The organism is Roseateles oligotrophus, assembly GCF_014204525.1.
GTDB lineage: Bacteria > Pseudomonadota > Gammaproteobacteria > Burkholderiales > Burkholderiaceae_C > Paucibacter_A > Paucibacter_A oligotrophus_A.
This window is the reverse complement of record NZ_JACHLP010000004.1, coordinates 335,371-358,595: the sequence shown is the minus strand read 5'-3', so window position 1 is coordinate 358,595 and position 23,225 is coordinate 335,371. Positions and strand designations below refer to the sequence as shown.

Below are 23,225 nucleotides of genomic sequence, written 5' to 3'. Positions count from 1 at the left end.
TTCGGAGAGCCGGCTTGGTGCTGGCGCAGCACGACTGTCTTGCTGCGGCCTGGCTGTTCAGGCCGGCGCCGCCGCAGAACACTGGCGGCTCACTCCAACCCAAGCGGAAAGCCCATGAACGACAAGCACACACCCACCACGCCCACCCTGCTGCGCATAGACGCCAGCGCCCGCCACCAGGGCTCCGTCAGCCGCCAGCTGGCCGATCAGATCCAGGCGCGCTGGCATGCCCGCTGGCCCCAGGGCCGCTGCATCAGCCGCGACCTGGCCAAAGAGCCTGTTGCACAGATCGAGAACCTCACCATCGAGGCCTTTTACACGCCGACCGCGCAGCTGAGCCCCGCCCAGCGCGCGGCCACCGCCCGCTCGGACGAGTTGATCGCCGAACTCAAGGCCGCCCACACCTTGCTGATCGCCACCCCGATCTACAACTTCGCGGCCCCCGCCGCCCTGAAGGCCTGGATCGACCAGATCGTCCGCATGGGGCAGACCTTCAGCTATGAGAACGGCCAGTTCCAGGGCCTGGTGCTGCGGCCCCGCGCCGTGCTTGCGCTGAGCTATGGCGCCGCGGGCTATCAGGGCCCGCTGGCCCAGATGGATTTTCTGCGCCCCTATCTCAGCGCCTTGCTGGGCTTTCTCGGCATCACCGAGATTCAGGTCATCAGCGCGGAAGCGACCACGGCGGACGCCGCCATCGCCGCCGCGCAAAGGCGCGCCGCCGAGGCCGAGATCACCACGCTCTTCGCCGACTGAGGGCCGGCGAGCAGGCTCAAGACCGGGTACCGGATCGGCCCAGGCGGGCCAGCAAGCCCAGGCCGCCCAGCAGCAAGAGGGCGGTCTGAGGCTCGGGGGCGGGCGAAAGCGGCGCTTCCAGAGCCACCCAGTTGGAGGGCGTGGCCCCGGGCATGGAGATCACCCCGAAGGCCGGCGAGGGCTTGGCGGACGATGTGGCATAGACCATGAAATTCGCCAGGCTCACGCCCGCACCATTGAAAGACCAGGCCGTGAACGGGTCGGCGGTGTCGAATTTCTGGCTGCCGCTGCTCGGCCAGTGCATGGACACCATGGAGGTGACGCTATAGCTTGAATCGATATGGCCCGAACCCAGGGTGAAACTCGCATTGGGGCCCGCGCCGTCCACATAGCTGAGGGGGCCGCCCGAATAGGCAAACTGCAGTTGCGTCACCGAATGGGCGCTGCTGCTGCCCCAGTTCGGCGTCAGCAAGAAGTCGACACCCAGAGCTGTTTCGGTCAGCCGCAGGGTGGCCTGGGAGGTCGTCGGGGTGGCGCCGCCGGTAGAGGCGGTGTTGAAGCTGTAACTGAGGGAATCGCCCGGCGTTGCCTGGGTTACGGGGCTGACCAAGGCCACGAATATGGCGGCGAGCAGGGCCGGGAGTCGAACAAAGGGGCTCATGAGCTACTCCTGAATTCCACAATGGCTTTTGAAGACTCCGGCCTATCGGACGCGCCAGAGGCTGAGGCCAATATGCGCTCCTTGGGCTCGCCCCGCAAGGCCTCATTCCCGGCGGGCCGTCGCCTGCAAACAGGGCAAGCCGTGCGAAATTTCTCGGAAACCCCGCTTTCCCTGCCCAATCAGCTGCCCTTGGGGAAGAGAAAACTCAGCACCAGGCGAAAGCCATTGTCCAACTGCTCATTGGGTGCCTTGACGTAGTGCTTGTAGCCCAGGCTCAGGCTGATGGGCTGCTGGCCCAAGGTGCTGACCTTGGCGATAAGGAAGATCAGGGGCAGGGTCTCGCGCTGGCCCGAGGCCGCCTCCCAGTTGTAGCTGTACTCGGGCGCAAAGGTGGCCGACCAGCCCTGGCCCATGCGGTAGCTGACAAAAGGATTCAGAAACGTGGCCCGTACGCGGCTGCGCGCGCTATCCCCCCCGACCGAAACCAGATGGTTGGCCAGGCCGCCATAAGTCCAGGGCCCGCTCTGCACCAGCATCACGCCGGTCGGGCCCAGCGACCATTTGCCCGTACCCAGACGGTCCTTGCTGGCCGTGGGCAGCATGAAGACCGGGCCCAGGCCCCAGACCATGGCGCCGGAGTTGCGGGGCGAGAAAAACTGCGACGCCACCACATCGCCCAAGCCCCAGGCGTCGCCCTGGCCGGCCTGCAGCGCGGGTTGGCGCTGCAGGGGCAAGATGCTGCGGGTGATGAGATTCCAGTCCTCGCCCAGGCGCACCGGGATCACCGGCTGCACATTGAGGGTGTACTGGGTGCCGCCCTCGACGCCGATCTTGCGGTCCCAATTGCTCTGCAGCGGCAGGGAGACCAGATCGGCGATGGGATTGGCCGTGGCCTTGGCCAGATCATCGGCGCTCTGCGCCCGAGCCAGCGCCGGCAGCAACAGAAGCGGAAGCAGAGCGCGGGCGCCCCAGCGCAGGCCCATGGCCTTGGAAGAAGATGACAGCATGACAAGCCCCTTCAAACCCGGCTCAGGGTCCGAGCTTGAAGCATGGTAGGTTGGCTTGGGGCCTTGCCAACACCTAGTTTCTGGTTTCTGGTTTGCCCCGGGCCGGAGGCGCTCACATCTGCCGGAACAGATGCAGATAGCTGCGGCTCACCGGCAGCACCTCGCTGCGGCTGCGCAGATGCACATCGGCCGTCTCGTTAGGGCCGCGGGTCACATGGCTGATGGCGTGCAGATTGACGACCACCGAGCGGTGCACCTGCACGAATTTCTGCGGGTCCAGCTGCTCCATCAGCTCGCGGATGGGCGTGCGTATCAAGGCCTCGCCCTCATTCCAGACCACCAGGGTGTATTTCTCGTCGGAGCGCAGATAGATGATGTCCTCCACCGGGATCAGCTTCAGCGTGGCGCCGACCGAGGCGCGTATCCATTGCAGAAACACCTTGGGCGCCGCCGCCGGGGCGGCCGCGAGCCCCTCGCTGCCCCGCGCCAGCTGCTGCATCAAGCCCTCGATGCGGGCCTCCAGGCCGGCGGCCGGATCGGCCTTGGCCGCCAGCCGCTCCTGCAGGCGCTGCACCGTGTCGGCCAGGCGGGATTCGTCCACGGGTTTGACGAGGTAGTCCAGCGCCCCCTGCTCGAAGGCCTGCACGGCGTACTGATCGAAGGCCGTCACGAACACGATCTGCGCCCGGCGCGCCAGCTGACGCGCCGCCTCGACGCCATTCAGACCCGGCATATGCACGTCCAGAAAGACGATTTGCGGCCGCAGCTGCTCGAACAGCTCCAGCGCCTCGCGGCCATTGCGGGCCTGGGCCAGCACCTCCAGCTCCGGCCAGGCGGCCTTGAGGGCGCGTGCCAGGCTGTCGCGCAGCAGGGGTTCGTCGTCGGCGATCAGGGCCGTGGCTCGCAAGGGACTGCTTGGCTTCATGGTTGGAACTGGATCTCGGCCCGCAGGCCATGGGGCGAATTTTCACTCAGGTCCAGCCGGGCCGAAGCGCCGAAGAAGACCCGCAGGCGCTCACGCAGATTGCGCAAACCGGTGCCCGAGCCGCCGCTCTGGGTCAGGCCCACGCCGCTGTCGCTGACCCAGATGCGCAGCGGCCCCTCGGCCCCCTCCTGCACCGCGCCCAACAGCACCTCGCCGCCCTCCTCGCTGGGGTCGATGCCGTGACGGATGGCGTTCTCCACCAGAGTCAGCAAGGCCATGGGCGGGAAGCGCAGGCCGTGCAAATCTTCGGGCACCTGGATCTCGAAACGCAGACGATCCGGCATGCGCAGATGCATCAGCTCCAGATAGGCCCGCACCAGGGCCAGCTCATCGCCCAGGCTGGCGGCCTCGTTCTGCAGGCGCGGCATGGCGGCGCGCAGATAGGCGATCAGGCTGCGCAGCACCGGGCCGGCCTGGGGCGAGCCGGTCTCCACCAGGGCGCGCACATTGGCCAGGGTGTTGAAGAGGAAATGCGGCTCCACCTGGGCTTGCAAGAGGCGCAGCTGGGTGTCCAGGGTCTGGCGCTCCAGCTCGCTGCGTTCCAGATCGAAACGCAGGGCCTGGCTGCGCGCCTCGGCATCGCGCTGGCGATAGAGCGCACCCATGGCCAGCAAGGGCCCCACGACCAGGCCCGCACCCGAGATGAAGATGAAACCCATCACCTTGCCCTGGCTGTTCAGCAGGGAGCTCAGGTCGCCGCCCACCGACACCAGGTAGACGGCCAGCGTCGCCAGCGGCACGGCCAGCACCACCACCACCACCTGCAAGAGCCAACGGCCCAGCCATTTGGGCAGGCGGCGCGGCCACTGGCCGGCGGCCGAGAAGGCGATCAGGCCCAGCAGGCCCACAAACAAGGTGCGGCCCAGCAGCACCGGGAAGGGGGTGATGAAGATGGCGTCCAGGGCCATGGCGGCCAGCGTCCCCAGGCCCAGGGACAGACTGACCCGGCCCAGGGTCAGATAGGCAACAAAATTGGCCCAGGCCTGGGCATGGCTGGGCAGGGCTTCGGCGGGAGCGGAGGCAGCAGAAATGGAAGGCTTGAACGTCGGCATAGCCATAGCCTAAGGCCATGGCAGCGGCCCCGGCGCCAAATACCGGGGCAAAAGCGACGAAGCACGGTTTGACGGCCCTGGATGACCCGCGCTACAGGGAGCCTCCGTTGTCCATTCCGCATTCGCGGCAACCACGACGCATGAAGCCGGTATTCGGGCCGAGCGCCGGGCCGCCCCAAGCCGGCCCGCGCTGGCGAATGCTTGCGGCTCGATGCCGCAAGCATCGGCGTCCCCTTGGGGGACCGACCGGGCTCGCCCGCGTCCAGCAAGGCGAGACTGGGCGAGGGGCTTCACTTCAGGCCAGTGCGCCTATCCTGCACATCACCACATCGCGCCCGGCATTGATGGCGAAGCGCAGGGCCTCGGCGGGCGAGGCCCAGGCGAAACCGCCGGCCAGGTTCTCGTCCCGGAAGGCTTCCTGGCGCAGCGGCTCGCCGCGCACACGCACCACCACCACGGCCGCTATATAGCCGTAGCTGTTCTTGCGCTCCACGGCACCTGCATAAATCCGGAAATCACCGGCATCCACTTCATCGAACTGCATGATTCATCGCTCCCGCGCCAGGGGAACCCGGCGCATGGAGGGACTATCCGGCCACAGCCCGGCCGGAACCACACAATAAATGGGGGCCCCCGAAAGGGGGGTATTGGGGGGGTATGCCCCCCGGCTCACGCTTTTTCTGCGTCCGGCTGGGCCTCGTCCTCCAGCCCCGGCCCCTGGTGGAAGACCAGCTCCGCCACCGGCCGGCCATCGCGCAGATGCTCGGTGATGATGCGGTCCAGGTTCTCGCCGCGGGCGTTGTAATACCAGGTGCCGTCGGGCTGCACACACATCACCGGCCCGCCCTTGCAGGCGGCAAAGCAGCTGACCCGGCTGCGTTTGACGCGCATTTCGCCCTCGTGCAGGCCGGCGGCCTTGAACTTCTCGCCCAGGCTGTCGAAGATGGCTTGCGACTCGCCCTCCTGGGTGCAGCGCGGGCCGGTGCAGACCAGCAAGTGACGCTTGTAGCTGCCGATCTTGGGCTTGATGACTTCGGTTTCATTCATGCTGATGGTCTCCTTGATTTCGGGCCGAGCGCCGGGCCGCCCCAAGCCGGCCCGCGCTGGCGATGTGCCTGGCGGTCGAACCGCCAGGCATCGCCGCCCCCTCGGGGGGCGGACCAGCGTATGCGCTGGGCCGGGGGCTTGATTTCAGTCGCCGCCAGCCCAGCACGACGCCTGCTGATGCTACGCCGCTGCATAACAGCGTCAGCACGATGACCAGGGCGTCGCGCGGCAAGCCCAGGGCCGACAGCGGTGGGAAGTCCCAACGGTGCGCGGCGTTGAAAAGCCAGCGGTAATTGCGCGAGCTCTCGTCCACCCGCTGGGCCAGGCGGGCGCGCTGCGGATCGATGTAGAAAGCCGTGTGCTGCGCGTCATCAAAGATAACGCGGTAGACCGGCAGCGCGCGGCTGCTATGCCGGTGCGGGTAGTAGTGCAGATCGGGCTCGTGCAACCAGCCGGCCGAGGCGATGCGATGGGCCGGCTTGAGCTTGGACGCCAGGCTCAGCAACTCGGCCTCGCCCAGGCCCAGAGGCAAGACCTGGCCCCCGGCGTCCAGCAGCAAGACCCGCTGCGGGCTCCTGGCCAGCCAGTAGTCGCGCCCATCGAAGCGCAGAGCCTCCAGCTCCTTCCAGCCCGCCTCGGACGGCAAGCTGGGCAGGTTCAGCCGCGCGGGCTCCAGCGGCCCGCCGCTGAAGGCCTGCTGCTCGGCCTTCAAGCCGGCCGGGTCGGATTTGCCATCCAGCAGGCCGAAGGGCCGCATGGACAGCCAGCCGCTCAGCAGCCAGACCAGCAGCACGATGCCGGCGGCCAGGCCGCCCAGATGGTGCCAGCGCTGCCAGGCGTGGGTCTGGGCGCGGTAGGGCGTGATGCGGCCGCCGGCATAGCGGCGCCGCAGGCGCAGGCGCTGCACACCCAGCACCATGCCAAGCAAGACCATGGCCGCCGCCACGCCGCTGCTCCACACCACCACCTGGCCCCACAGCGCGCCCTGCTGGCGCAGCGGAGTGAAGTAAAGCCAGTGCAGCACGCTGCCTACCCAGTTCAGCGCACGCTCGGCGCCATCGGTGTCCAGCACCACCTCACCGCTGGCCTGGGCCACATAAATCTCCAAACCGGCGGCATCATCAAACTCGACGCGATAAAACGGGCGCTGGGCGTTGAAGCTGCCGTACACCGTCCACTGATCCAGGCTCAGGGCCTGCGCCCTGCCCTGGCGCAAGCCGGCATGTTCGCGCGCCTGGGCCAGGGCGAACTCGGCGCCGACGGGGCCGCGCGGCAGGCCGCTGCGCGCGTCCACGGCCCGCCATTGCTGGCCGAGCTGGAAGAGGTAGACCGGGCCCAGGGCCTGGTTCTGCAAGCGCAAGGCCTTGGGTGGCTCGCTCAGCCCCAGGCCGGCCCAGGCCTGGCCGGGACTCAGCAAGCCCTGGGTGGCGGGCAGCTCGTGCAAACCCTGCAGGCGCTCGTCCTCCTGCAGCTTGGGCCGGGCGACAAACAGCATCACCAGGCCCGAGACCAGCCAGGCCAGCACCAGCAAGCCCAGGGCGATGCCCAGCCAGCGGTGGATCAGGTGCAGCCAACGCAGCATGCTCAGAAACGCAGGTCCAACACCAAGTCGGCACGGCGCTCACGGCCCAGCATGGCTTGGGTGCTGCCATAGCTGCTGGTGGCGTAGAGCTCGTCCCTCAGATTGCGCAGCTGCAGGCGCAAGGTGGTGGCGCTGTTGAAATGCCAGCCCAGGCTGGCGTCCATCACTTGGTAACCCGGCAGGCTCTGACTATTGGCCTGGTTGATGAAGCGCTCGCCCACATGGCGCAGGCCCGCACCCAGCTCGAGCGGCCCTTGTACGTAGCCGAGCCACAGATTGCCGCTCAAGCGGGCCACATTGGGCGGGCGATTGCCGGCCAGGCTCAGGCCCTTGCTGTCAAAGAGTTGCAGGTACTCGGCCTGCACCCAGGCCGCGTTGGCATCCAAACGCCAGCCCGGCGCCGGCATCCAGGCCGCCGTCAGCTCCAGGCCGCGCGACTGCAGGCTGCCGCCCTGGATCTGGATACTCGGGGTCACGGGGTCGGGCGTGAGGATGTGGTCCTTGCGGATTTGGTACAGGGCCAGGCTCCACTCCAGCAGCTTGCCCGCCTGCTTGTAACCCAGCTCGACCTGCCGGCCCTCGGTCAGGCGCAGGTCCTTGCTGGCCTTTTGCAGCGTGGCGACGGTGCCCACCGGGTCGGTGCCGGAGCTGGTCTGGGCATAGAGGCTGGTCTGCGCGTCGAGCTGGTAGACCGCACCCAGACGCCAGCTCAGGGGCGAGAACTCGGCATCCCAGGCATCGGGCTTGGGCGACAAGGTTTGGCGGTCCATCTCGGTGCGCTCCTTGCGCAGGCCGGCGCTGAGCGACCATGCGGGGCTGAGCTGCCACAGGCCTTCGGCAAACAAGGCTTGCTGGCGGGTCTGGGTCTCCAGCCTGGGCAGCAGGCGCTCGGTCGGCAGCAGGTAGCGGCCGGGCGCGAAATCATGCAGACCCACCTTGCTGACGGTCGTGAAGTCGTAGAGGTCGTTGCTGTGGCGGAAGTCCATCTTCATCAACTCCACGCCGCTGGAGAGCTTGAGCTGGGCCAGCGGCGTGGCGATCAACTCGGCCCGCAAGCCTTGCTGGCGCAGCCGGTGCTGGATGGCCAGGTACTCGCTGCGATTCACCGTCAGCGCGTCGGCGCTGAGGGCGTATTTCTCCAGATTGCGCCACTGGCGATCGGCCTGGAAGCGGTAGGCCAGGACGCGGGCGCTGACGTTTTCATTCAGCGTCCAGTCCAGGCGCAGGCGGGCGCGCTCCTGGTCCATCTGCCACAGGCTGTCCTCGATGTTGTAGTTCTCGCCCTGCAGCTCGCGCCACAGCTTGCCGGCCTTCAGCGGCGTGCCGAAATAGGCGCCGGGCTGGTCGCGATGGATGTCCAGGCTGAAGTCCAAACGCAAATTCTCAGCGGCTTGCCAGCGCAGCGTGCTCATCAGCTTGCGGTTCTTGTACGCACTGCGCTCCACCAGGCCGGGGCCGCCCTTGGCCAGCGCGTCCAGGCGCAGACTGAAGCGCTCGGCCAGAGGCTGGGCCAGGCCCAGGCCCAGGCGATAGGCGCCGTCGGAACCCAGGCCGGCCGTGAGCTCCTGGCTGGCCTGGCGGCCGGGCTGCTTGCGCACCAGATTGATCAGGCCGCCGATGGCGCCATCGCCATACAGCACCGAGGCCGGGCCGCGCAGGATCTCGATGCTCTCAAAGCCGAAGCTGTCCGAGGGGCTGGACTGGGTGCCCGAGGCGGTGGGCATGCGCAGGCCGTCCTCGGCCTGGGCCACCGAGTCATTGCCGGTGAAGCCGCGGCTGCTGTAGGTGGAGCCCGAACCGGGCGAGCCCATGGCCTGCAGGCCGGTGGCGCGGCCCACCAGCTCGGCCACGCCCGTGTCGCCGCGGGCGCGCAGGGTCTCGACGTCCAGCACCTCGACGCTGGCAGGAGTTTCCAGCGCCGTCAGGCCCAGGCGCGAGGCCGTGCTTTGTGAGGCCTTGAGGCCCAGCTTGCCGCTGGCCTTGCCGTCGATCTGCACGGGCTGCAGGCGGGTGCTGGGCGTGGCATCGCCGACCTGGGCCTGGCTGCCCAAGGACAGGGTCAGCGAAAAGGTGGCGGAAGCAATCGCTTTGAATTGGAGTTTCATGGGAAACAGAAAAAATCGGAGGAGGCAAGGTTCAGAAGCTGGCGCGCAGGCCCAGGCGCAGGCTGCGCGGCTCCAGCGGGTGGATCAGGCGGCCGTCCAGGCCGCTGCCGGCCTCGCCGCCGCAGGCTGGGCCTTCGCGGCGGCTGCAGCTGGCGCCCCAGTACTCGATGTCATTGGCCTGGCGGTCAAACAGATTGAGCACATCCAGCCGCACTTGCAGCCAGTGCAGCGGCCGCCAGCCCAGCTGCAGATTGGCGGTCCAGAAGGCGCGGCTGCGCTGGGCGCCGCTTTCCTCCAGCGCGTACGCGCCCAGATAGCGCAGGCGCAGGCCGCCGCTCCAGGGGCCTTGCTCGTCCATCAACAGGGCGGCCGAGGCCGTCAGCGGGATGGCATTGGGCACGTGCTGGCCCGCCTCGCTGGCGGCGCGGAAGCGGGCCCGGCTCCAGGCAATGTCGGCGTCCAAGCGCCAGGGGCCGCCCAGGGCCAGGTCATTGGCCCATTCCAGGCCCAGGCGTCGGCTCGCACCGCGCGGCTCGGTGACGCCGGAATCGCCCACATAGATCAGCTCCGAGCCCAGGTCCATCTGCCACAGCGTCAGGCTGCTGTGCCAATTGCTCAGCGGCGTGGCACGCCAGCCCAGCTCGGCGCTGTCGGCGCGGGCCAGCACGGCCACGGGCTGCAGCGGGCTGCCGTCGGCCGGATTGTGGCGGCCGGTGGCGCCGCGCAAATCATTGCTGTGGAAGCCACGGCCCCAGTTCAGATAGAACTCGCTGCGCCCGGCCCAGGCCAGGGGCCCCAGCACCAGACCCAGCTTGGGGCTGAGCTGCTGGTCGGCCGCCGTGCCGCCGTTGGCACCGTTGTGTTCACCGGCCAGGGGCGTGACGCGGCCCTGCACCCGGTCCCAGCGCAGGGCCAGGCTGCTGCGCAGGCCGGGCAGCCACTGGCTTTGCAGCTCGGCGAACAGGCCCAGCTGGCGCTCGTCCACGCGGTCCTGCTTGACGACGCCATCGCGCTCGCGCAACACCGTGCTGTAAAGCCCCACATTGCTGATGCGCTCCTCGCGCCACTGCGCGCCCGCGCCCAGGCGGTGCGCACCCAGGGTCCAATCCTGCCGCCACTGGCCGCCCCAGCTCAGGCGCCGGTCTTCCTGCTCCTGCTGGTCGCCCTCGGGGCGGCCCACAAAGCCGCTGGGGTTGGCGTAGAGATTGAGGCCATAACTTGTCAGGTAGGCGGTGGCGCGACGGCTCTCGCCCGCCTCGCCACGCTGCGCCCATTCCAGCGAGAGGCTGTCGCGCCGGGTGCGCCCGCCATCGCTGGGCGAGAGGGCGCCAAAGCGGCCGAGCTCACCGCTCAGCACCGCCCGCTCGGGCACTTGGTCGGTGGCCGTCCAGTCGGCGCGATAGCTCAGCAGGCTGATCGCCAGACCTTGCCCGGCCGTGCCGCTGGACCAGCGCAGCACGGCATTGCGCTTGCGCAGGCGCTCGGCCTGTTCCCAGGGCCCGTCGTTGCGGCTCAGCTCCAGCGCAGCCAGCAGTTGGCCGCCCTGGCCCAGGGCCGTGCTGCCGGCCAGCAGCAGGCGCCGGTAGTCGTGGGGGCCCAGCTCGGCCGTCGCCAGCGAGCCCTCGTCCAGGCGGCGCAGATAGTCGATGCGGGCCGAGCCGGCGGTGGCGAAGTCGCCGTCCTCGGCGGCATACGGCCCTTTGCGGTAGGCAATGCTGGCGACCAACTCGGGGATCAAAAAGTTCAGGTCGGTATAGCCCTGGCCATGGGCGTGGCTCAGCTGATTGACGGGCATGCCCAGCAGCTGGGTGGAGAAGTCGCTGCCGTGGTCCAGATTGAAGCCGCGCAGAAAGTACTGGTTGGCCTTGCCGTCGCCCGAGTGCTGGGTGACGATCAGGCCGGGCACGGCCTCCAGCACCTCGGCCGGACGCAAGAGCGGGCGCAGGGCCAGTTGTGCGGCGTTGATGCGGCCCTCGCTGGCGCTCTGGGCCTCGCCCAGCAGGCCGCGGCTGAAGCTGAGCTGCACGGGCGGCAGCTGTTGAGGGGTGAGGGTCTCGGCGGCCTCTTGGGCCAGGGCCTGGCCGGCGGCCAGAGCGGCCCAGGCCAGCAAGGCCGGCCGCAAATTCTGCTTGTGATGGAACATGAGATGAGCTCAATACCCGCCCACATGGCCCGAATCCAGCCCTGCGCGCGTGTGCGCACAAGCCCGATTCCGTCCAACACCCCGTAGGCGGTTTTGCAAAATGCCACACGCACAAAGGCGGTGGCGGCTGGGCTGGCAGGCCGGTATCCGGACTCGCGAGTCTTGTGTCGTTCGCCTTCCCGAATCCGCGGATTCAGTGGCCGGTGCCAAACACCCTGAACTCACCACACTCGCCCACCGTTGCGGGGGCAGTCGGGGCTTTTCATCCCCGTTCCCGTTTAACCAAGCGCCCCAGAGGGCGCGCTGGCACCTGGCAGCTTGTAAAAAATTGATTTACTCGGTCGCCATCTCCTCTTCGCTGCTATCGGGCGCGGCCGCTTCCAGCGGCTCGCTCAGGGTGGCGCGGATGTAGTCCAGCGGCAGGCGGTATTCGGCCGCCAGATCCTCATAACTCGCACCTTCGGCGTGCGCGGCCTGCAGAGTCTCCAGCCAGCCCAGCAGGCCGGTGCTGAGCGAGCGCCCGGGCTTCTCGCCGCTGCGGGTGGCACCGCCCTCGTCCAGATGGTATTTATTGGCATAGCCGCGCGGCGTCACCATCAGGCCATGCTGAACGACGGTATTGCTATTACCGATCAGCACGGTGCTGAGCATGCCGATATCGGCCTCGCTCATGCGGTCCAGCGTGGTGAACTCGATGCGCTCGCGCCGGCGATAGGCGCTCTTGACAATGGCCACCGGCGTGTCGGGCCGGCGGTGGCGCAGGAACAGGCGCTGGGCCTCGACGATTTGCCGCGTGCGGCGGCCGCTCTTGGGGTTGTAGAGCGCCACCACAAAGTCGGCATAGGCGGCGGCATCCAGGCGGCGCGCGATCACCGGCCAGGGCGTCAGCAGGTCGGACAGCGAGATGGAGCAGAAATCATGCGTCAGCGGCGCACCGACGCGGGCCGCGCAGCTATTGATGGCCGAGGCGCCGGGAATGATCTCCAGCTGCACCGGGTGCTCGGGCGTCCAGCCGGCCTGGAACAAGACCTCGTAGGTCGGCCCCGCCATGCCGTAGACGCCGGCGTCGCCGCTGGAGATCAGCGCCACCTTTTTGCCGGCCTCGGCCGCCTCGAGCGCGCTGACGGCGCGATCCAGCTCCTCGGTCATGCTTTTGCGGATGATCTCCTTGCCTTCCAGCAGATCGGCCACCAGCTTGATATAGGTGACGTAACCAATCACCACATCGGCTTCGGCAATCGCCTGCCGGGCGCGCAGCGTCATATGGTCCACGCTGCCCGGGCCTATGCCCACCAGCATGATCTTGCCGGCCTGGGGCGCTGTGCTGTCTTGCTGCTCAGTCATTTCTTTCATCCTTGCTATCGATACGGTGGCGTTGCGGCCGTCCTCGGGGCCGCGCAGCTTGTGTTTTTCCAGCAGCAGCTGGCTCATGTCCACGCCCGCCGCCAGCAGGGCCGCGGCCTCGCTGACCGAGGGGCTGCCGGTGTATTTGCGCACCGTCTCCGAGGGGTTGGGCACGGGCACGGCGGCCAATTCGGCGGCGCTGTAAAAGCGGATCTGCCAGCCCTGCTGGGCGGCCAGGGCCAGCAGGCCGGTCTCGTCGGCCTTCAGGTCTATGCTGGCCACGGCCACCACATCCGCCCAGGCCAGGCCCAGGCTGTCCAGCGCCTGCGCCACGGCCCGCTCCAGCGTGGCCAGGGGCGTGCCGCGGTCGCAGCCCAGGCCCAGGGCAATCTTCATGCGCGCGGCGGGCGGTAGACCACCAGGCGCTCATGCAGAGCCTGCCATTGCGCCTCGGGCACCTCGGCATGGGTGATCCATAACACCGCCTTGAAGCGGGCCAGGTCCACCTCGGCCAGGCTGTCGAATAAATGGATATTGGCCGGCAGCGGCGTGGGCCGGGTCCACCACTGGCGGCTGCCGGCCTCCTGCACCACGGCCACCGGTTCTTCGTTGACCACGGCGGCCGAGACGCGGGTGATATTGATCTTGGGGCATTCCACCACCCAGCCCAGCTCGCGGCCCAGGATGTCGACGGGGATGGTCTTGCCCACATCGGAGGCCGTGGTCAGCACCGGCGTCGCCTGCAGCAAGAGCGCGATCTTCTCCGCCCAGGCATTGGCGCCGCCCACATGGCCGCTGAGCACGGGGATGACGAACTGGCCGGCATCGTCCACCACCAGCACGCCGGGATCCTCGTCCTTGCTCTTCAAAAACGGCGCAATCAGGCGCACGACGGCGCCCAGCGAGACGAAGAAGACGATCTGGTCATGGCGCTGGAACAGGCCGGCGATCTCGTCCTTGAAGGCGCCCGAGTAACTGTGTACCGGGTTGGGCAGGCCTTGCATCAAGTCGGCAAACTTGGCCGAGACGCAAATCTGCGCCTGCGGCAGTTGCGCAGCCAGCGCCGCCACCTGGGCCGCGCCATGCTTGGTGATGGCCACCAGCACCACGCGCACGGTCTGCGCAATCGCGGGGTCGGGTCTTGCTTCGCTCATGGGGACACTTTCTTTTTGCAGCCTTTGACGCGCTCACCGCGCAGGCGTTGATCGTTCTTGACCAGCAGCAGGGACAGGTAGTTGACCTTGGTCCCGCGCAGGCTCAGCAGCTCGGGGCCGCGCAGCACGCGCTCCTCGGGGGCGCCGGCTTTTTCGACAAAGCAGCTTTTATCCAGCAAGTCGCGGCGCTCCAGCAGATCGATCAGCTCATCGATCAGGGGCTTGACCTTCATCAGCACCAGGGTGTCGAAGTCATCCAGCATGCGTTCCACCATCTCCACGCCGTAGGCGGCGGGCACGATGGCGACGGTGTCATCCTGCTCCGAGAAGGGGATCTGCAATCGGGCGCAGGAGGCATGGAAGCTGGTGATGCCGGGGATGATCTCCACCTGCACGGCGGCGTCCAGGCCGCGCACGGTGCGCTCCAGATGGCCGAAGGTGGCGTAGGTGGAGGCATCGCCCTCGACCAGGAAGAGCACATCGCGCCCGCTCTGCAGCACCGGCAGCACCTGGGTGGCGGCGCGCAACCAGGCGCGCGAGAGCTTCTCGACGTCGTGCGTCATCGGGAACAGCAGGTGCTGGGCGTCCTCGGGCACGGCGACGCCGCTGCGCTGGGCTATGGCCAGGGCATAACTCTCCGTCTTCAGGGAGCGTACCGGGTAGGTCCACAAGGCTTCGCTGCGCTGTAGCTGGGCCCAGGCGCGGCGGGTGATCAGGTCGGCGTCGCCGGGGCCTAAGCTGACGCCAATCAATTTGCCCAAGCTCATACGCCCTGCCCCGCTTGTGCGCAGACGATCCAGACCGGGTTCTCGGCCGCCATGCGGTGCATATGCAGAATGGGCTTGCTGCGCGAGGCCTGCATCTGCAGCACGTCCCACTGCACGCCGGCGGCGTTCAAGACCTCGACGGCGGCGGCCAGGTTCTCTATCGTGACGAAGTTCATCACCAGCATGCCCTGGGGCTTGAGCCGGGCCAGGATCAGCGTGATCAGCTCGCCCAGCTCGCCACCCGAGCCGCCGATGAAGACGGCGTCCGGTGCCGGCCAGTCGGCCAGGCCCTGTGGCGCCTTGGCGTGGATCAGGCTGTAGTTGGACAGGCCGGCCGCACGGCGGTTGCGCAGGGCGATGGCGTGATCGTCGACATTCTTCTCGACCGCATAAACATGGCCCTCGGCGCACAGCTGCGCCGCCTCCAGGCCGACCGAGCCGCTGCCGGCGCCGATGTCCCAGACGATGCTGTCGGCGCGCAGCTGCATGCGCGCCAGCGAGACCGCGCGCACCTCCTGCTTGGTGATCAAGCCCTTCTCGGGTTGGCGCTGCTCGAAGCTGGCGTCAGGGCGCCCGAACAGGACCGGCCGCGCGCGCCGCTGGCCGCGCCACAGCAGCAGGACATTGAGCTCGGCAAACTCGCGCTGCGCCAGCTCGGCCAGGCTCAGCTCGGCGTGGATTTTTTCCTCCGCCTGGCAGAGGTTCTCGGCCACGGCCACCTGAAAGTCCTCGCCCAGACCCTCGGCCAGCAGCATGCGGGCGATGCGGCCCGGCGTGTTGAGCGGGCTGGTCAGCACGGCCAGGCGGTCATGCTGGCGGGCCGTTTGCAAGAGGGCATAGAGGCCGTGGCGGGCGTCGGCGCCCTCCTGCCATTCACCGGCATCGGCGCTGTGAACGGAGCAGAGCTTCATGTCCTGCCAGGGCATGCCCAAACGGGCGCAGGCGAGCTGGAGGGTGCTCAGATTGGGCATCACCTCCAGCGCGTCTATGCACAGGCGTGCGGCCAGATAACTCGCGATGCCAAAGCACAGCGGGTCGCCGGTGGCCAGCACCACGCAGGCCTGGCCGGCGGCCTGGCTCTCGCGCACCCATTCGGGCACCTTGGAGAGGGCGCCGGTCAAATCCAGCTGGCGCGCCGTGGCTGCGATCTCGCTGGCAAACAGGGCCAGGGTGCGGCTGCCGCCGATCACGCAATCGGCATGGCGCAGGGCATGCAGGGCGCGCGCGCTCAGGGAGGCCACGCCATCGTCCAGCACGCCGATCACCTGGCAGCGCTTGCCGCCGCTGAAGTAGCGGCCTTCGTAGGTCAAGTCTTCGCTCATAGGGAATTTGCCTCGGCCAGCTTGCGACCGTCAAAGTCGCAGACCAGCACGGTCAATTTGAATTTTTCGGGGTAGCGGCCCATCACGGTGCTCACCACCTTCTCGGCCAGGGCCTGGTGGAATGCCAGCACCAGGCCCAGGGCCTCGACGCGCTCGCTGGCATAACGCGCGGTCTCGGCCTTACGGATGTCGTCGCAGACCTCGGGCGGCACGCCGATGCCGGCGCACAAATCGGCCAGCAGGCCGGTGTCCACCTCGGCGCGGCCGGCGTGGGTGATGGTCTCGCCCTGGGCGATCTTGGTCAGCTTGCCCACCATGCCGCCGATGACCACATGGGCCAGCTTGGCCTTGACGGCCGCGTCCAGCGCATAGCGCAAGAAATCGCCCATCTGCACAAAGCAGGCTTGCGGCAGATCGGGCATCTCCTCCATCACAAACTTCTCGGTGCGCCCGCCGGTCGTCAGCGCCACCATGCCGGCACCCGTGGTACCGGCCACCTGCACGCCCTGCACCACGCTGGCCCGGTAGGCCGCGGTGGAGTAAGGCTTGACGATGCCGGTGGTGCCCAGGATGCTGATGCCGCCCAGGATGCCGAGGCGGGCATTGAGCGTCTTCTTGGCCATCTCCAGGCCTTGGGGCACCGAGATGCAGACCTCCAGCCCCACCTCGTCCAGCAGGGCCGCGCCGACCTCGCGCACGTTGTCCTCGATGTTTTGCCGCGGCACCGGGTTGATGGCCGGCCCGCCCACGGCCAGGCCCAGGCCCGGCATGGTGACCGTGCCCACGCCCTCGCCGCCGCTCAGCAAGACCTGACCCTGCAGATCGGCGCGCACGCGCACATCGGCGGTCAGATGGGCTTTGTCGGTGCAGTCGGGGTCGTCGCCGGCGTCCTTGATGACCATGGCGTGGGCCGTGCTGCCGTCGCAGCGGCCGTCGTTGACCGCGAACTTGACGCGCTGGCCATTGGGCAGCAAACACTCCACCTCGGCGGGCACCGCACCGTCCAGCAGGCCCAGCACGGCGGCACGCGCGGCGGCCGCCGAGCAAGCCCCCGTGGTGAAGCCGGTGCGCGTGCCGCGCTTGACGGTTTTTTCCATCATGGCCGGTTCAGCTCCTGCGCCTCGGCCAGGCCCAGCAAGGCATGGATGGCGGCCACGACCAGGGTGGAGCCGCCCTTGCGGCCGCGGATGACGATCCAGGGCGTGGCCGTTTCCTCGGCCATCAAATCCTTGCTCTCCAGTGCCGAGACAAAGCCCACCGGCATGCCCACCACCAGAGCGGGTCGCAGGCCTTCTTCGCGTATCAGCCTCACCACTTCGATCAAGGCCGTCGGCGCATTGCCGATGGCTATGATGGCGCCCTCCAGCAGGCCCTGGGCATGGGCCTTGCGCATGGCTTGCACGGCGCGCGTCGTGCCCTCCTGCTTGGCCCTGGCGATCACGTCCTCGTCGCTGATGAACTGGTGGGTGCTGATGCCGAAATGCGCCAGCCGGGGCTTGGACAGGCCCACGCAAATCATCTCCACATCGGCCACCACACGGGTGCTGCGGCCCAGCACGGCCTGCAGGCCCCGGGTCACGGCCTCGGGGTGGAAGTCGGTCAGGCCGTTGAAGTCGAAGTCGGCATTGGCGTGGATCATGCGCCGCACGATGGGCCATTGCTGGGCCGTGTAGGCATGGGACTCGACCTCGCGGTCGATCACCGCAAAAGAGTCATGCTCGATGGCCTGGCCGGCGGCGGTCAGCTGTTCGGTGACGGTATTGGGCGTGCTCATAGGCATTTGCTGCGCGCTGTGTGCTCGTGGCCGCAGCCATGGGCGTGATCGTGGGCATGCGCATGGTCGTGGTCATGCTCATGCGAATGATGGTGCGCATGACCGTGATCATGGCCATGGTGGTGCGACTCCCAGGCCGCCGCCTCCGCGGGGATGTGGACGGGGCTCTGGCCCCCATCCAGCAAGCCCTGCACGCGCTCGCTCAGCAGGCGGCCGATCTCGGGCTCGAAGCCGAAGTAGCGGCCGTGGGCAAAGCGGATCTGCGGGTACTGCTGGGCCAGATGTTGCATCTGGCGCTGGATGCGCTGCATCAGGGTGCCGGTGAACAGGTAGTAAGGCAGGACGATGATTTGCTTCATGCCCAAGGCCACCTGGCGCTGCACGGCCAGCTCCAGGCGCGGGTGGGTGATGCCGGTGAAGGCAATGTCCACCAGCTCATGCTCGCCCTCCTCCCAGATCCAGCGCGCCAGCTTGGCCACCTCGCCATTGGCCTGCCGGTCCGAAGAGCCCCGGCCCAGCAAGATAACGCCGGTGTTACGCGGGTCCGGCATGTCCAGGCTTTGCATGCAGGCGCGCAGCTGGCGCAGCAGGATTTGCAGCACCGGCTCGCAAGCGCCCAGATGCGGGGCGTAGTCGAACTGCACCTGCGGCCAGCGCAGACGGGCGCGGGCGATATGGCCGGGGATCTCGGTCCTGACATGGCCGGCGGCGTTCAGGATCAGCGGCGCCACGATGACGCGGCCAGCACCCTGGGCGGCCCGCTCCAGCCCCTCTTCCAGCTCGACCTCGGCGAATTCGATGAAGCAGAGCTCGATGCGCCAGGCCGGGTGCTGCTCGCGCCAATGGGCGGTGAAATGTTCGATCTCGTCATTGCCGGCGCGCTCGCGCGAGCCATGGCCGACCAGCAGGATGGTGGTGTCTGACATTTGATTTAAGCGGATGTAGTCGCGCGCCGGAAGCGGTGCGTGAACGTCGCGTCGTAGAGCTTGGACTTGGTCAACTCGGCCCAGCCGCGCGAGCCCAGGGTGGGGCTGGCGATGATCATGCTCTGGCTGACCAGGCCGGCCTCGCGGCACAGCTGCTTGATCGTCGCCAGCGTGCCGCGCACGATTTTCTGCTCGCCCGGCCAGCTGGCCTTGTGCACCACCAGCATGGGCGCGTCCTCGGCCCAGCCGGCCTCGCGCAGGCCCGCCTCCACCTTGTGCAGCAAGGTGATGGACAGATAGATGCACAGCGTGCAGTGGTGGGCCGCCAGCTCGGCCAGGCTCTCGCCGGCCGGCATGGGAGTGCGGCCCTCGACGCGGGTGAAGATCACCGTCTGCGTCACCTCGGGCAGGGTGAAGCTCTCCACCGCCGCCGCCGCCGAGGCCATGGCCGAGCTGACGCCCGGCACCACGGCCACCGGCACGCCGGCCGCGTCCAGGGGCTGCACCACCTCGATCAAGGTGCCGTACAGGGCCGGGTCGCCGGTCTGCAGCCGTATCACCACCTCGTGCTGGGCCGCTTGCGCGATCAACCAGGCGGCCATCTGCTCCAGCGTCATGTCCTTGCTGTCGGCGATCAGGCAGCCGGGCGGCGCCCAGCGCGTGGCGGCCTCGTTGACCAGGGAGCCGGCGAACAGGATGGCGCCGGCACGCTCAATCAAACCCCGTCCCTTGACGGTGATCAGGTCCGGATCACCCGGACCCGCGCCGACAAACCAGACCGTGCCCCTCATTGCGCCTGGGCAGGAGCCTGGAAGCAGAGCGCGCCCCAGCTCGTTTTGCGGGCCTTGTCGATCAGCCACAGCATGGCCAGCGTCACCAGGGGCTCGACCAGCAGCCAGGGCGCATAAGCCAGGGCGAAGGTGGCCCACTCGCCCAGGGCGGTGGCGGTTTCACCCAGGGTCAGCCAGAAGCCCACCATGGCGACCACGCCGGCGTAGTAGACGGCGTCCAGCTTGACGATTTGCTGCACCCGGCTCACGCCCTGGGCCACCAGCTTGCGACCCAGCGTGTAGTGCAGGGCCATCAAAGGAAGGATCAGGGTCAGGGAGTTGACGGCCAGGTTCTGCAGATCCTGAGGCTCGAAAACCAGGCCTTGCAGCAGCAGGCCCAGGGCGAAGCCGATCAGCGTGGGCACGAAGCCAAAGGCCAGATAGATGGGCATGGCGCCCAGGAAGTGCAGCTCCGAGGGGCCGGCCTTCATATGGAAGATCTGCATAAAGACCGAGAAGAACAGCGCCGCCAGCACGCTGTGCAGGAGCAGCAAGGGCTGCTTGACCAGGCGCGGCACATAACAGGCCAGCACGGCGGTAGCGGCGACGGCCGCGAAGGCGAGCTTGGGGGCGGCGATCAGGCCGGGTTCGATATGCATATTGAAAACTCCTTGCGCCGCTGGGGGCGATTGAGGCGGATGGGGCCGAACAAGACCCGCGCGGCCAGGCCATGCAGCGGCCCGACCCGCCAAAACGGATCCATCGAAGAAAAATGAGGAACAGCAGTGCACCAGCTCGGCCAAGGCCGACAAGCCGGGGTCAGAACAGCGGGGATGTGGACATGAGGGAGCTTGGGCCAAACGCGCCGACCCGCTTCCCCGCGGGTCATGCACCGGATGAGACCGCGCTTGCGCACGAACTCGCTGTGTTGGCCGGTATCCGGGCTCGTGGAAATCGGCCTGTGCCCTTCCCAGATGGCTGAACCATCCAGTGGGACTTCGACAGGCTTGAGGCGCCGCTTGCGCACGCTCTCTTCCACTTACCGTTGCGGGGGCAGCTTGACTTTGGATGGGCGCTCCCTGCGGAGACTCACCCTGCCAATTCCCGTTTAACTGCGCGCCTTGAGCGGGCGACGCGAGCACCAAACGGGGCAGATGGTAATGCATATCGCCGCCCGCACCAAGCACGGCGGCCGCCGCCAGCCCGATCTAGCCCCTCGCGGCGCGAAACATAACTCAATATTCGCAGACCAAAAAAACGCCGAGGCAGCGGCTTTCATGACGCATTTGTCATCCGCCGGACGGCTTGCGGTCGGGCGCGGATTCCTACATTGAAGGCCAGACGCAAAGCACCAAGGGCCGGATGTCCCGGCCCGGTGCCACGTCCTCAGGAGAAGCCATCATGAAACGCCCCAACCCCTTCCTCAAAACCTCCACCCTCACCCTCGCCCTGGCCTTGTCGGCCCTGGGCCTGGCCGGCGCCAGCCAGGCCGCCACCGGTGCGAATGGCGAACGGCTGATGAATGGCAAGTCCGTCTACGGCGTGCCGGCCGCGGCCAGCAGCGCGGTGAAGGAGATCAATGTCGATCAACTCAGCACCTTGAACGTCAATTGCGGCGACACCCTCAGCTTCCGCCGGGGCGAGCAGAGCTTCACCTGGAAGTTCGATGTGGTCGGCCATCGCATCGTGGACCTGCAAAAGATCGCGCCGGCGGGCTTTATCGACAAGCCACTGCTGGTCTATGTGGACCGCAATGAGTCCGAACGCAACTGAAAACTCAGGCCTGAACGGCCGGGTCCGTGCGCAGGCTGAAGCCCACCTCGGTCCGCCCCTGGGCCGTCTGGGCAAAGCCCTCGCCGCCGTGCAGGCGCGCGACGGCGGCCACGATGGACAGGCCCAGGCCGTGGTTGCGTTCGCCTTGGCCCCGGGCGCTGTCGGCCCGGTAGAAGCGGTCAAACCAGCGCGGCAGATCGGCCGGGTCCAGGCTCGCGCCTTGGTTGACCACGCTCAGCCTCAGCAGCCCTTGTGCATCGAGCTGGATGCACACTTGCACGGTGCTGCCCGGGCGGGCAAAGCGGCGCGCGTTGCCCAGCAGATTGGACAGCGCACGGCGCAGCAGGCCGCCGTCAAACAGGCCGCCGGCCTCGCCCAGCACCTCGGCGCTCAGACCGGCCTCCTCCAGCGCTGCCTCGTGGAACTCGATCACCTCGCGCGCCAGCCGGGCCAGGCTGGGCAGCGCTTGCCGGCGCGCCCCATGGCCGCGGTCGGCATGGGCGAGAAACAACATATCGCCCACCATGCCGGCCATGCGCCGCAGCTCCTCCAGATTGCTGCCCAGGACTTCGCGCAGCTCCTCCGCATCGCGGCGGCGGCGCAGGGCCAGCTCGCAGCTGCTGATCAAATTGGCCAGCGGCGTGTTGAGCTCATGCGCCACATCGGCGTTGAAGCCCTCCATCTGCCGGTAGCTGCACGCCAGGCGGTCGAGCAGATCATTGAACTGGGCGATCAGGGGCTGCAGCTCGGCCGGCTGGGCCGAACCGTCCAGGCGCGCCGCCATCTGCCTGGCATCCAGGGCACGGGTCTGTTCCACCAGCAGATGCAGCGGCCGCAGGCCCAGGCGAACCAAACGAAAGCCGCCCAGAGCGATCAACAATGTTCCGGCCAGGGCCGCTGCCACCAAGGTCTTGGCCAGGCGGTTCAAGAGCACATCGTCGGCCCGCACATCCAGGCTCAGCTCGGCCCTGGCCCAGTCGGCGCCGCCCGGCAAGCCCAGCTCGGGCGAGCCGATCTCGAACACACGCGACTTCCAGCGCGGCAGCGATGACGCCTCGCGGGAGCCGAGGTAGAGAACACGGCCGTCCGGCGCAAGCAACCGCAGCCGCAGATCGCTGTGCCCGGCATGGAAGTCATCCAGCTGATGCCGAATGCCGGCGGCCGCATGGCTGGCCCGCCCTTCGGCCAGCAGGTGCTGCAGGACGGCCTGCTTCTGGTCCAGCATTTCCTCCTGGCGCTGGGCCAGGGTCAGAGCGGTGACGAGGTAAACGCTGGCGCACACCAGGCTCAGGCCCAGCAAGGCCTGCCAGGCCAGCCACCAGGACAGGCGCTGGCCCAGACCCGCAGCGCTCATGACCCGACCTCACGGAACTCCAGCACATAACCCATGCCGCGAACGGTATGCAGCAGCGGCCGCTCGAAGGGCTGGTCCAGCTTGCTGCGCAGCCGCCGTATGGCCACCTCCACCACATTGGTCTCGCTGTCGAAATTCATGTCCCAGACCTGTTCGGCCAACTCGGTGCGCGACAAGACCTCGCCCTGCCGGCGCAGCAGAAGGCTCAGCAGATTGAACTCCTTGGCCGTCAGGTCCAGGCGCTGCTCGGCCCGCCTGGCCTTGCGCCGGATCAGGTCCAGCTCCAGATCCGCCAGGCGATAGACCGTGGGTTCCAGGGCGCCGGCCGTCGCCGCGCTGCGCCGCAGCAGGACCTGGATGCGGGCCAGCAACTCCGAGAAGGCAAAGGGTTTGACCAGATAGTCGTCCGCCCCACTCTGCAGGCCCCGCACCCGGTCCTCCACCTGGGCCCTTGCCGTCAGCATCAGCACCGGGGTCTGCGCCGTGCCGGCCGTCTTGCGCAGGGCGGCCAGCACGGCCAGGCCGTCGATGCCGGGCAGCATGCTGTCCAGCAAGATCAGATCAAAGCGGCCCTCGCTGGCTTGATGCAAGCCCTCGATGCCGTCATGCGCCAACTCGACGCCATAACCCTCTTCGCTCAAGCCCCGCCGCAGATATGCCGCCAGCTTGCGCTCGTCCTCGATCAGCAGAATCTTCATGGCCCGAT

Annotated in this window: 22 protein-coding genes, 1 pseudogene and 2 riboswitches; of the genes and pseudogenes, 2 read left to right on the top strand and 21 right to left on the bottom strand. The window is 67.9% G+C overall.

Annotated elements, in window-relative coordinates:
- The first annotated feature begins 114 nt into the window (after positions 1 to 114).
- Positions 115 to 753: an FMN-dependent NADH-azoreductase gene (locus tag HNP55_RS11740; RefSeq protein ID WP_184299432.1), complete on the top strand. Its 639-nt coding sequence runs from the start codon at positions 115 to 117 to the stop codon at positions 751 to 753.
- Between the two features lie 16 nt (positions 754 to 769).
- Here HNP55_RS11740 and HNP55_RS11735 read toward each other — a convergent pair whose 3' ends face one another.
- The 19 genes and pseudogenes from HNP55_RS11735 to HNP55_RS11650 all read right to left on the bottom strand — a co-directional run bounded on the left by HNP55_RS11735 (position 770) and on the right by HNP55_RS11650 (position 20,051).
- Positions 770 to 1,414 (bottom strand): hypothetical protein, encoded by a 645-nt coding sequence (locus HNP55_RS11735; protein ID WP_184299430.1) that lies wholly within the window; start codon positions 1,412 to 1,414, stop codon positions 770 to 772.
- A 179-nt stretch (positions 1,415 to 1,593) separates the two neighbouring features.
- The gene (locus HNP55_RS11730) at positions 1,594 to 2,421 is read right to left on the bottom strand and encodes a transporter (RefSeq protein WP_184299428.1); all 828 of its coding nucleotides are present in this window, start codon (positions 2,419 to 2,421) and stop codon (positions 1,594 to 1,596) included.
- A gap of 112 nt (positions 2,422 to 2,533) precedes the next feature.
- A complete protein-coding gene (locus tag HNP55_RS11725; protein ID WP_184299426.1) occupies positions 2,534 to 3,346 on the bottom strand; it encodes a LytR/AlgR family response regulator transcription factor in 813 nt (270 codons plus the stop codon).
- Positions 3,343 to 4,464, bottom strand: a complete 1,122-nt coding sequence (locus HNP55_RS11720) for a sensor histidine kinase (protein WP_221439550.1) — start codon at positions 4,462 to 4,464, stop codon at positions 3,343 to 3,345. The genes HNP55_RS11725 and HNP55_RS11720 overlap by 4 nt, the downstream gene beginning before the upstream one ends.
- Positions 4,465 to 4,753: 289 nt before the next feature.
- Positions 4,754 to 5,002 (bottom strand): hypothetical protein, encoded by a 249-nt coding sequence (locus HNP55_RS11715; protein ID WP_184299424.1) that lies wholly within the window; start codon positions 5,000 to 5,002, stop codon positions 4,754 to 4,756.
- 125 nt (positions 5,003 to 5,127) lie between these two features.
- A complete protein-coding gene (locus HNP55_RS11710) occupies positions 5,128 to 5,505 on the bottom strand; it encodes a (2Fe-2S) ferredoxin domain-containing protein (protein ID WP_184299422.1) in 378 nt (125 codons plus the stop codon).
- Complete coding sequence (locus HNP55_RS11705; RefSeq protein ID WP_184299420.1) at positions 5,498 to 7,087, bottom strand: PepSY domain-containing protein; 1,590 nt, start codon at positions 7,085 to 7,087, stop codon at positions 5,498 to 5,500. Before HNP55_RS11705 ends, HNP55_RS11710 begins: the two co-directional genes overlap by 8 nt.
- A 2-nt stretch (positions 7,088 to 7,089) precedes the next feature.
- The gene (locus HNP55_RS11700; protein ID WP_184299418.1) at positions 7,090 to 9,192 is read right to left on the bottom strand and encodes a TonB-dependent receptor; all 2,103 of its coding nucleotides are present in this window, start codon (positions 9,190 to 9,192) and stop codon (positions 7,090 to 7,092) included.
- 31 nt (positions 9,193 to 9,223) lie between these two features.
- Positions 9,224 to 11,335, bottom strand: a complete 2,112-nt coding sequence (locus HNP55_RS11695) for a TonB-dependent receptor (protein WP_184299416.1) — start codon at positions 11,333 to 11,335, stop codon at positions 9,224 to 9,226.
- 120 nt (positions 11,336 to 11,455) lie between these two features.
- Positions 11,456 to 11,664: riboswitch (cobalamin riboswitch) on the bottom strand.
- 4 nt (positions 11,665 to 11,668) lie between these two features.
- Positions 11,669 to 12,679, bottom strand: coding sequence for a precorrin-3B C(17)-methyltransferase (cobJ, locus tag HNP55_RS11690; protein WP_246448379.1), 1,011 nt, complete (start codon positions 12,677 to 12,679; stop codon positions 11,669 to 11,671).
- A 24-nt stretch (positions 12,680 to 12,703) separates the two neighbouring features.
- Positions 12,704 to 13,075, bottom strand: a pseudogene (locus tag HNP55_RS23985) (cobalamin biosynthesis protein); the annotation flags it as partial.
- On the bottom strand, positions 13,072 to 13,833 hold the full coding sequence (locus tag HNP55_RS11685) for a cobalamin biosynthesis central domain-containing protein (RefSeq protein ID WP_184299412.1): 762 nt from the start codon (positions 13,831 to 13,833) through the stop codon (positions 13,072 to 13,074). The pseudogene HNP55_RS23985 and the gene HNP55_RS11685, both read right to left, overlap by 4 nt.
- Positions 13,830 to 14,600 carry a precorrin-2 C(20)-methyltransferase gene (gene cobI, locus HNP55_RS11680; protein ID WP_184299410.1) on the bottom strand — a complete coding sequence of 257 codons (771 nt, stop codon included), beginning with the start codon at positions 14,598 to 14,600 and terminating at the stop codon, positions 13,830 to 13,832. Before cobI ends, HNP55_RS11685 begins: the two co-directional genes overlap by 4 nt.
- Positions 14,597 to 15,922: a precorrin-6y C5,15-methyltransferase (decarboxylating) subunit CbiE gene (cbiE, locus tag HNP55_RS11675; RefSeq protein WP_184299408.1), complete on the bottom strand. Its 1,326-nt coding sequence runs from the start codon at positions 15,920 to 15,922 to the stop codon at positions 14,597 to 14,599. Before cbiE ends, cobI begins: the two co-directional genes overlap by 4 nt.
- A complete protein-coding gene (locus tag HNP55_RS11670; RefSeq protein ID WP_184299406.1) occupies positions 15,919 to 17,022 on the bottom strand; it encodes a cobalt-precorrin-5B (C(1))-methyltransferase in 1,104 nt (367 codons plus the stop codon). The genes cbiE and HNP55_RS11670 overlap by 4 nt, the downstream gene beginning before the upstream one ends.
- Positions 17,019 to 17,696, bottom strand: coding sequence for a precorrin-8X methylmutase (locus HNP55_RS11665; RefSeq protein ID WP_184299404.1), 678 nt, complete (start codon positions 17,694 to 17,696; stop codon positions 17,019 to 17,021). Before HNP55_RS11665 ends, HNP55_RS11670 begins: the two co-directional genes overlap by 4 nt.
- A complete protein-coding gene (locus tag HNP55_RS11660; RefSeq protein WP_184299402.1) occupies positions 17,693 to 18,622 on the bottom strand; it encodes a sirohydrochlorin chelatase in 930 nt (309 codons plus the stop codon). Before HNP55_RS11660 ends, HNP55_RS11665 begins: the two co-directional genes overlap by 4 nt.
- A gap of 5 nt (positions 18,623 to 18,627) precedes the next feature.
- Positions 18,628 to 19,413, bottom strand: coding sequence for a precorrin-4 C(11)-methyltransferase (gene cobM / locus HNP55_RS11655; RefSeq protein WP_184299400.1), 786 nt, complete (start codon positions 19,411 to 19,413; stop codon positions 18,628 to 18,630).
- Complete coding sequence (locus HNP55_RS11650) at positions 19,410 to 20,051, bottom strand: energy-coupling factor ABC transporter permease (protein ID WP_184299398.1); 642 nt, start codon at positions 20,049 to 20,051, stop codon at positions 19,410 to 19,412. Before HNP55_RS11650 ends, cobM begins: the two co-directional genes overlap by 4 nt.
- 253 nt (positions 20,052 to 20,304) lie before the next feature.
- Positions 20,305 to 20,553, bottom strand: a riboswitch (cobalamin riboswitch).
- A gap of 240 nt (positions 20,554 to 20,793) precedes the next feature.
- On the opposite strand from HNP55_RS11650, the gene HNP55_RS11645 reads away from it, so the two are divergent.
- The gene (locus tag HNP55_RS11645) at positions 20,794 to 21,165 is read left to right on the top strand and encodes a CzcE family metal-binding protein (protein ID WP_184299396.1); all 372 of its coding nucleotides are present in this window, start codon (positions 20,794 to 20,796) and stop codon (positions 21,163 to 21,165) included.
- A 4-nt stretch (positions 21,166 to 21,169) separates the two neighbouring features.
- Here the strand turns inward: HNP55_RS11645 and HNP55_RS11640 are convergent, their stop codons facing one another.
- Both HNP55_RS11640 and HNP55_RS11635 read right to left on the bottom strand, forming a co-directional pair.
- Positions 21,170 to 22,519 (bottom strand): heavy metal sensor histidine kinase, encoded by a 1,350-nt coding sequence (locus tag HNP55_RS11640; protein WP_184299394.1) that lies wholly within the window; start codon positions 22,517 to 22,519, stop codon positions 21,170 to 21,172.
- Positions 22,516 to 23,217: a heavy metal response regulator transcription factor gene (locus HNP55_RS11635; RefSeq protein WP_184299392.1), complete on the bottom strand. Its 702-nt coding sequence runs from the start codon at positions 23,215 to 23,217 to the stop codon at positions 22,516 to 22,518. The genes HNP55_RS11640 and HNP55_RS11635 overlap by 4 nt, the downstream gene beginning before the upstream one ends.
- Positions 23,218 to 23,225: the final 8 nt, after the last annotated feature.

What these genes read in the sequence shown, in the direction of transcription:
- HNP55_RS11725 (WP_184299426.1), bottom strand. Translation starts at nt 3,346, where the DNA reads ATGAAGCCAAGCAGTCCCTTGCGAGCCACGGCCCTGATCGCCGACGAC.
- HNP55_RS11665 (WP_184299404.1), bottom strand. Translation starts at nt 17,696, where the DNA reads ATGAGCACGCCCAATACCGTCACCGAACAGCTGACCGCCGCCGGCCAG.
- HNP55_RS11640 (WP_184299394.1), bottom strand. Translation starts at nt 22,519, where the DNA reads ATGAGCGCTGCGGGTCTGGGCCAGCGCCTGTCCTGGTGGCTGGCCTGG.
- cbiE (WP_184299408.1), bottom strand. Translation starts at nt 15,922, where the DNA reads ATGAGCGAAGACTTGACCTACGAAGGCCGCTACTTCAGCGGCGGCAAG.
- HNP55_RS11720 (WP_221439550.1), bottom strand. Translation starts at nt 4,464, where the DNA reads ATGGCTATGCCGACGTTCAAGCCTTCCATTTCTGCTGCCTCCGCTCCC.
- HNP55_RS11740 (WP_184299432.1), top strand. Translation starts at nt 115, where the DNA reads ATGAACGACAAGCACACACCCACCACGCCCACCCTGCTGCGCATAGAC.
- cobM (WP_184299400.1), bottom strand. Translation starts at nt 19,413, where the DNA reads ATGAGGGGCACGGTCTGGTTTGTCGGCGCGGGTCCGGGTGATCCGGAC.
- HNP55_RS11650 (WP_184299398.1), bottom strand. Translation starts at nt 20,051, where the DNA reads ATGCATATCGAACCCGGCCTGATCGCCGCCCCCAAGCTCGCCTTCGCG.
- HNP55_RS11670 (WP_184299406.1), bottom strand. Translation starts at nt 17,022, where the DNA reads ATGATGGAAAAAACCGTCAAGCGCGGCACGCGCACCGGCTTCACCACG.
- HNP55_RS11710 (WP_184299422.1), bottom strand. Translation starts at nt 5,505, where the DNA reads ATGAATGAAACCGAAGTCATCAAGCCCAAGATCGGCAGCTACAAGCGT.
- HNP55_RS11700 (WP_184299418.1), bottom strand. Translation starts at nt 9,192, where the DNA reads ATGAAACTCCAATTCAAAGCGATTGCTTCCGCCACCTTTTCGCTGACC.
- cobJ (WP_246448379.1), bottom strand. Translation starts at nt 12,679, where the DNA reads ATGACTGAGCAGCAAGACAGCACAGCGCCCCAGGCCGGCAAGATCATG.
- HNP55_RS11660 (WP_184299402.1), bottom strand. Translation starts at nt 18,622, where the DNA reads ATGTCAGACACCACCATCCTGCTGGTCGGCCATGGCTCGCGCGAGCGC.
- HNP55_RS11645 (WP_184299396.1), top strand. Translation starts at nt 20,794, where the DNA reads ATGAAACGCCCCAACCCCTTCCTCAAAACCTCCACCCTCACCCTCGCC.
- HNP55_RS11715 (WP_184299424.1), bottom strand. Translation starts at nt 5,002, where the DNA reads ATGCAGTTCGATGAAGTGGATGCCGGTGATTTCCGGATTTATGCAGGT.
- HNP55_RS11705 (WP_184299420.1), bottom strand. Translation starts at nt 7,087, where the DNA reads ATGCTGCGTTGGCTGCACCTGATCCACCGCTGGCTGGGCATCGCCCTG.
- cobI (WP_184299410.1), bottom strand. Translation starts at nt 14,600, where the DNA reads ATGAGCTTGGGCAAATTGATTGGCGTCAGCTTAGGCCCCGGCGACGCC.
- HNP55_RS11695 (WP_184299416.1), bottom strand. Translation starts at nt 11,335, where the DNA reads ATGTTCCATCACAAGCAGAATTTGCGGCCGGCCTTGCTGGCCTGGGCC.
- HNP55_RS11730 (WP_184299428.1), bottom strand. Translation starts at nt 2,421, where the DNA reads ATGCTGTCATCTTCTTCCAAGGCCATGGGCCTGCGCTGGGGCGCCCGC.
- HNP55_RS11635 (WP_184299392.1), bottom strand. Translation starts at nt 23,217, where the DNA reads ATGAAGATTCTGCTGATCGAGGACGAGCGCAAGCTGGCGGCATATCTG.
- HNP55_RS11735 (WP_184299430.1), bottom strand. Translation starts at nt 1,414, where the DNA reads ATGAGCCCCTTTGTTCGACTCCCGGCCCTGCTCGCCGCCATATTCGTG.
- HNP55_RS11685 (WP_184299412.1), bottom strand. Translation starts at nt 13,833, where the DNA reads ATGAGCGAAGCAAGACCCGACCCCGCGATTGCGCAGACCGTGCGCGTG.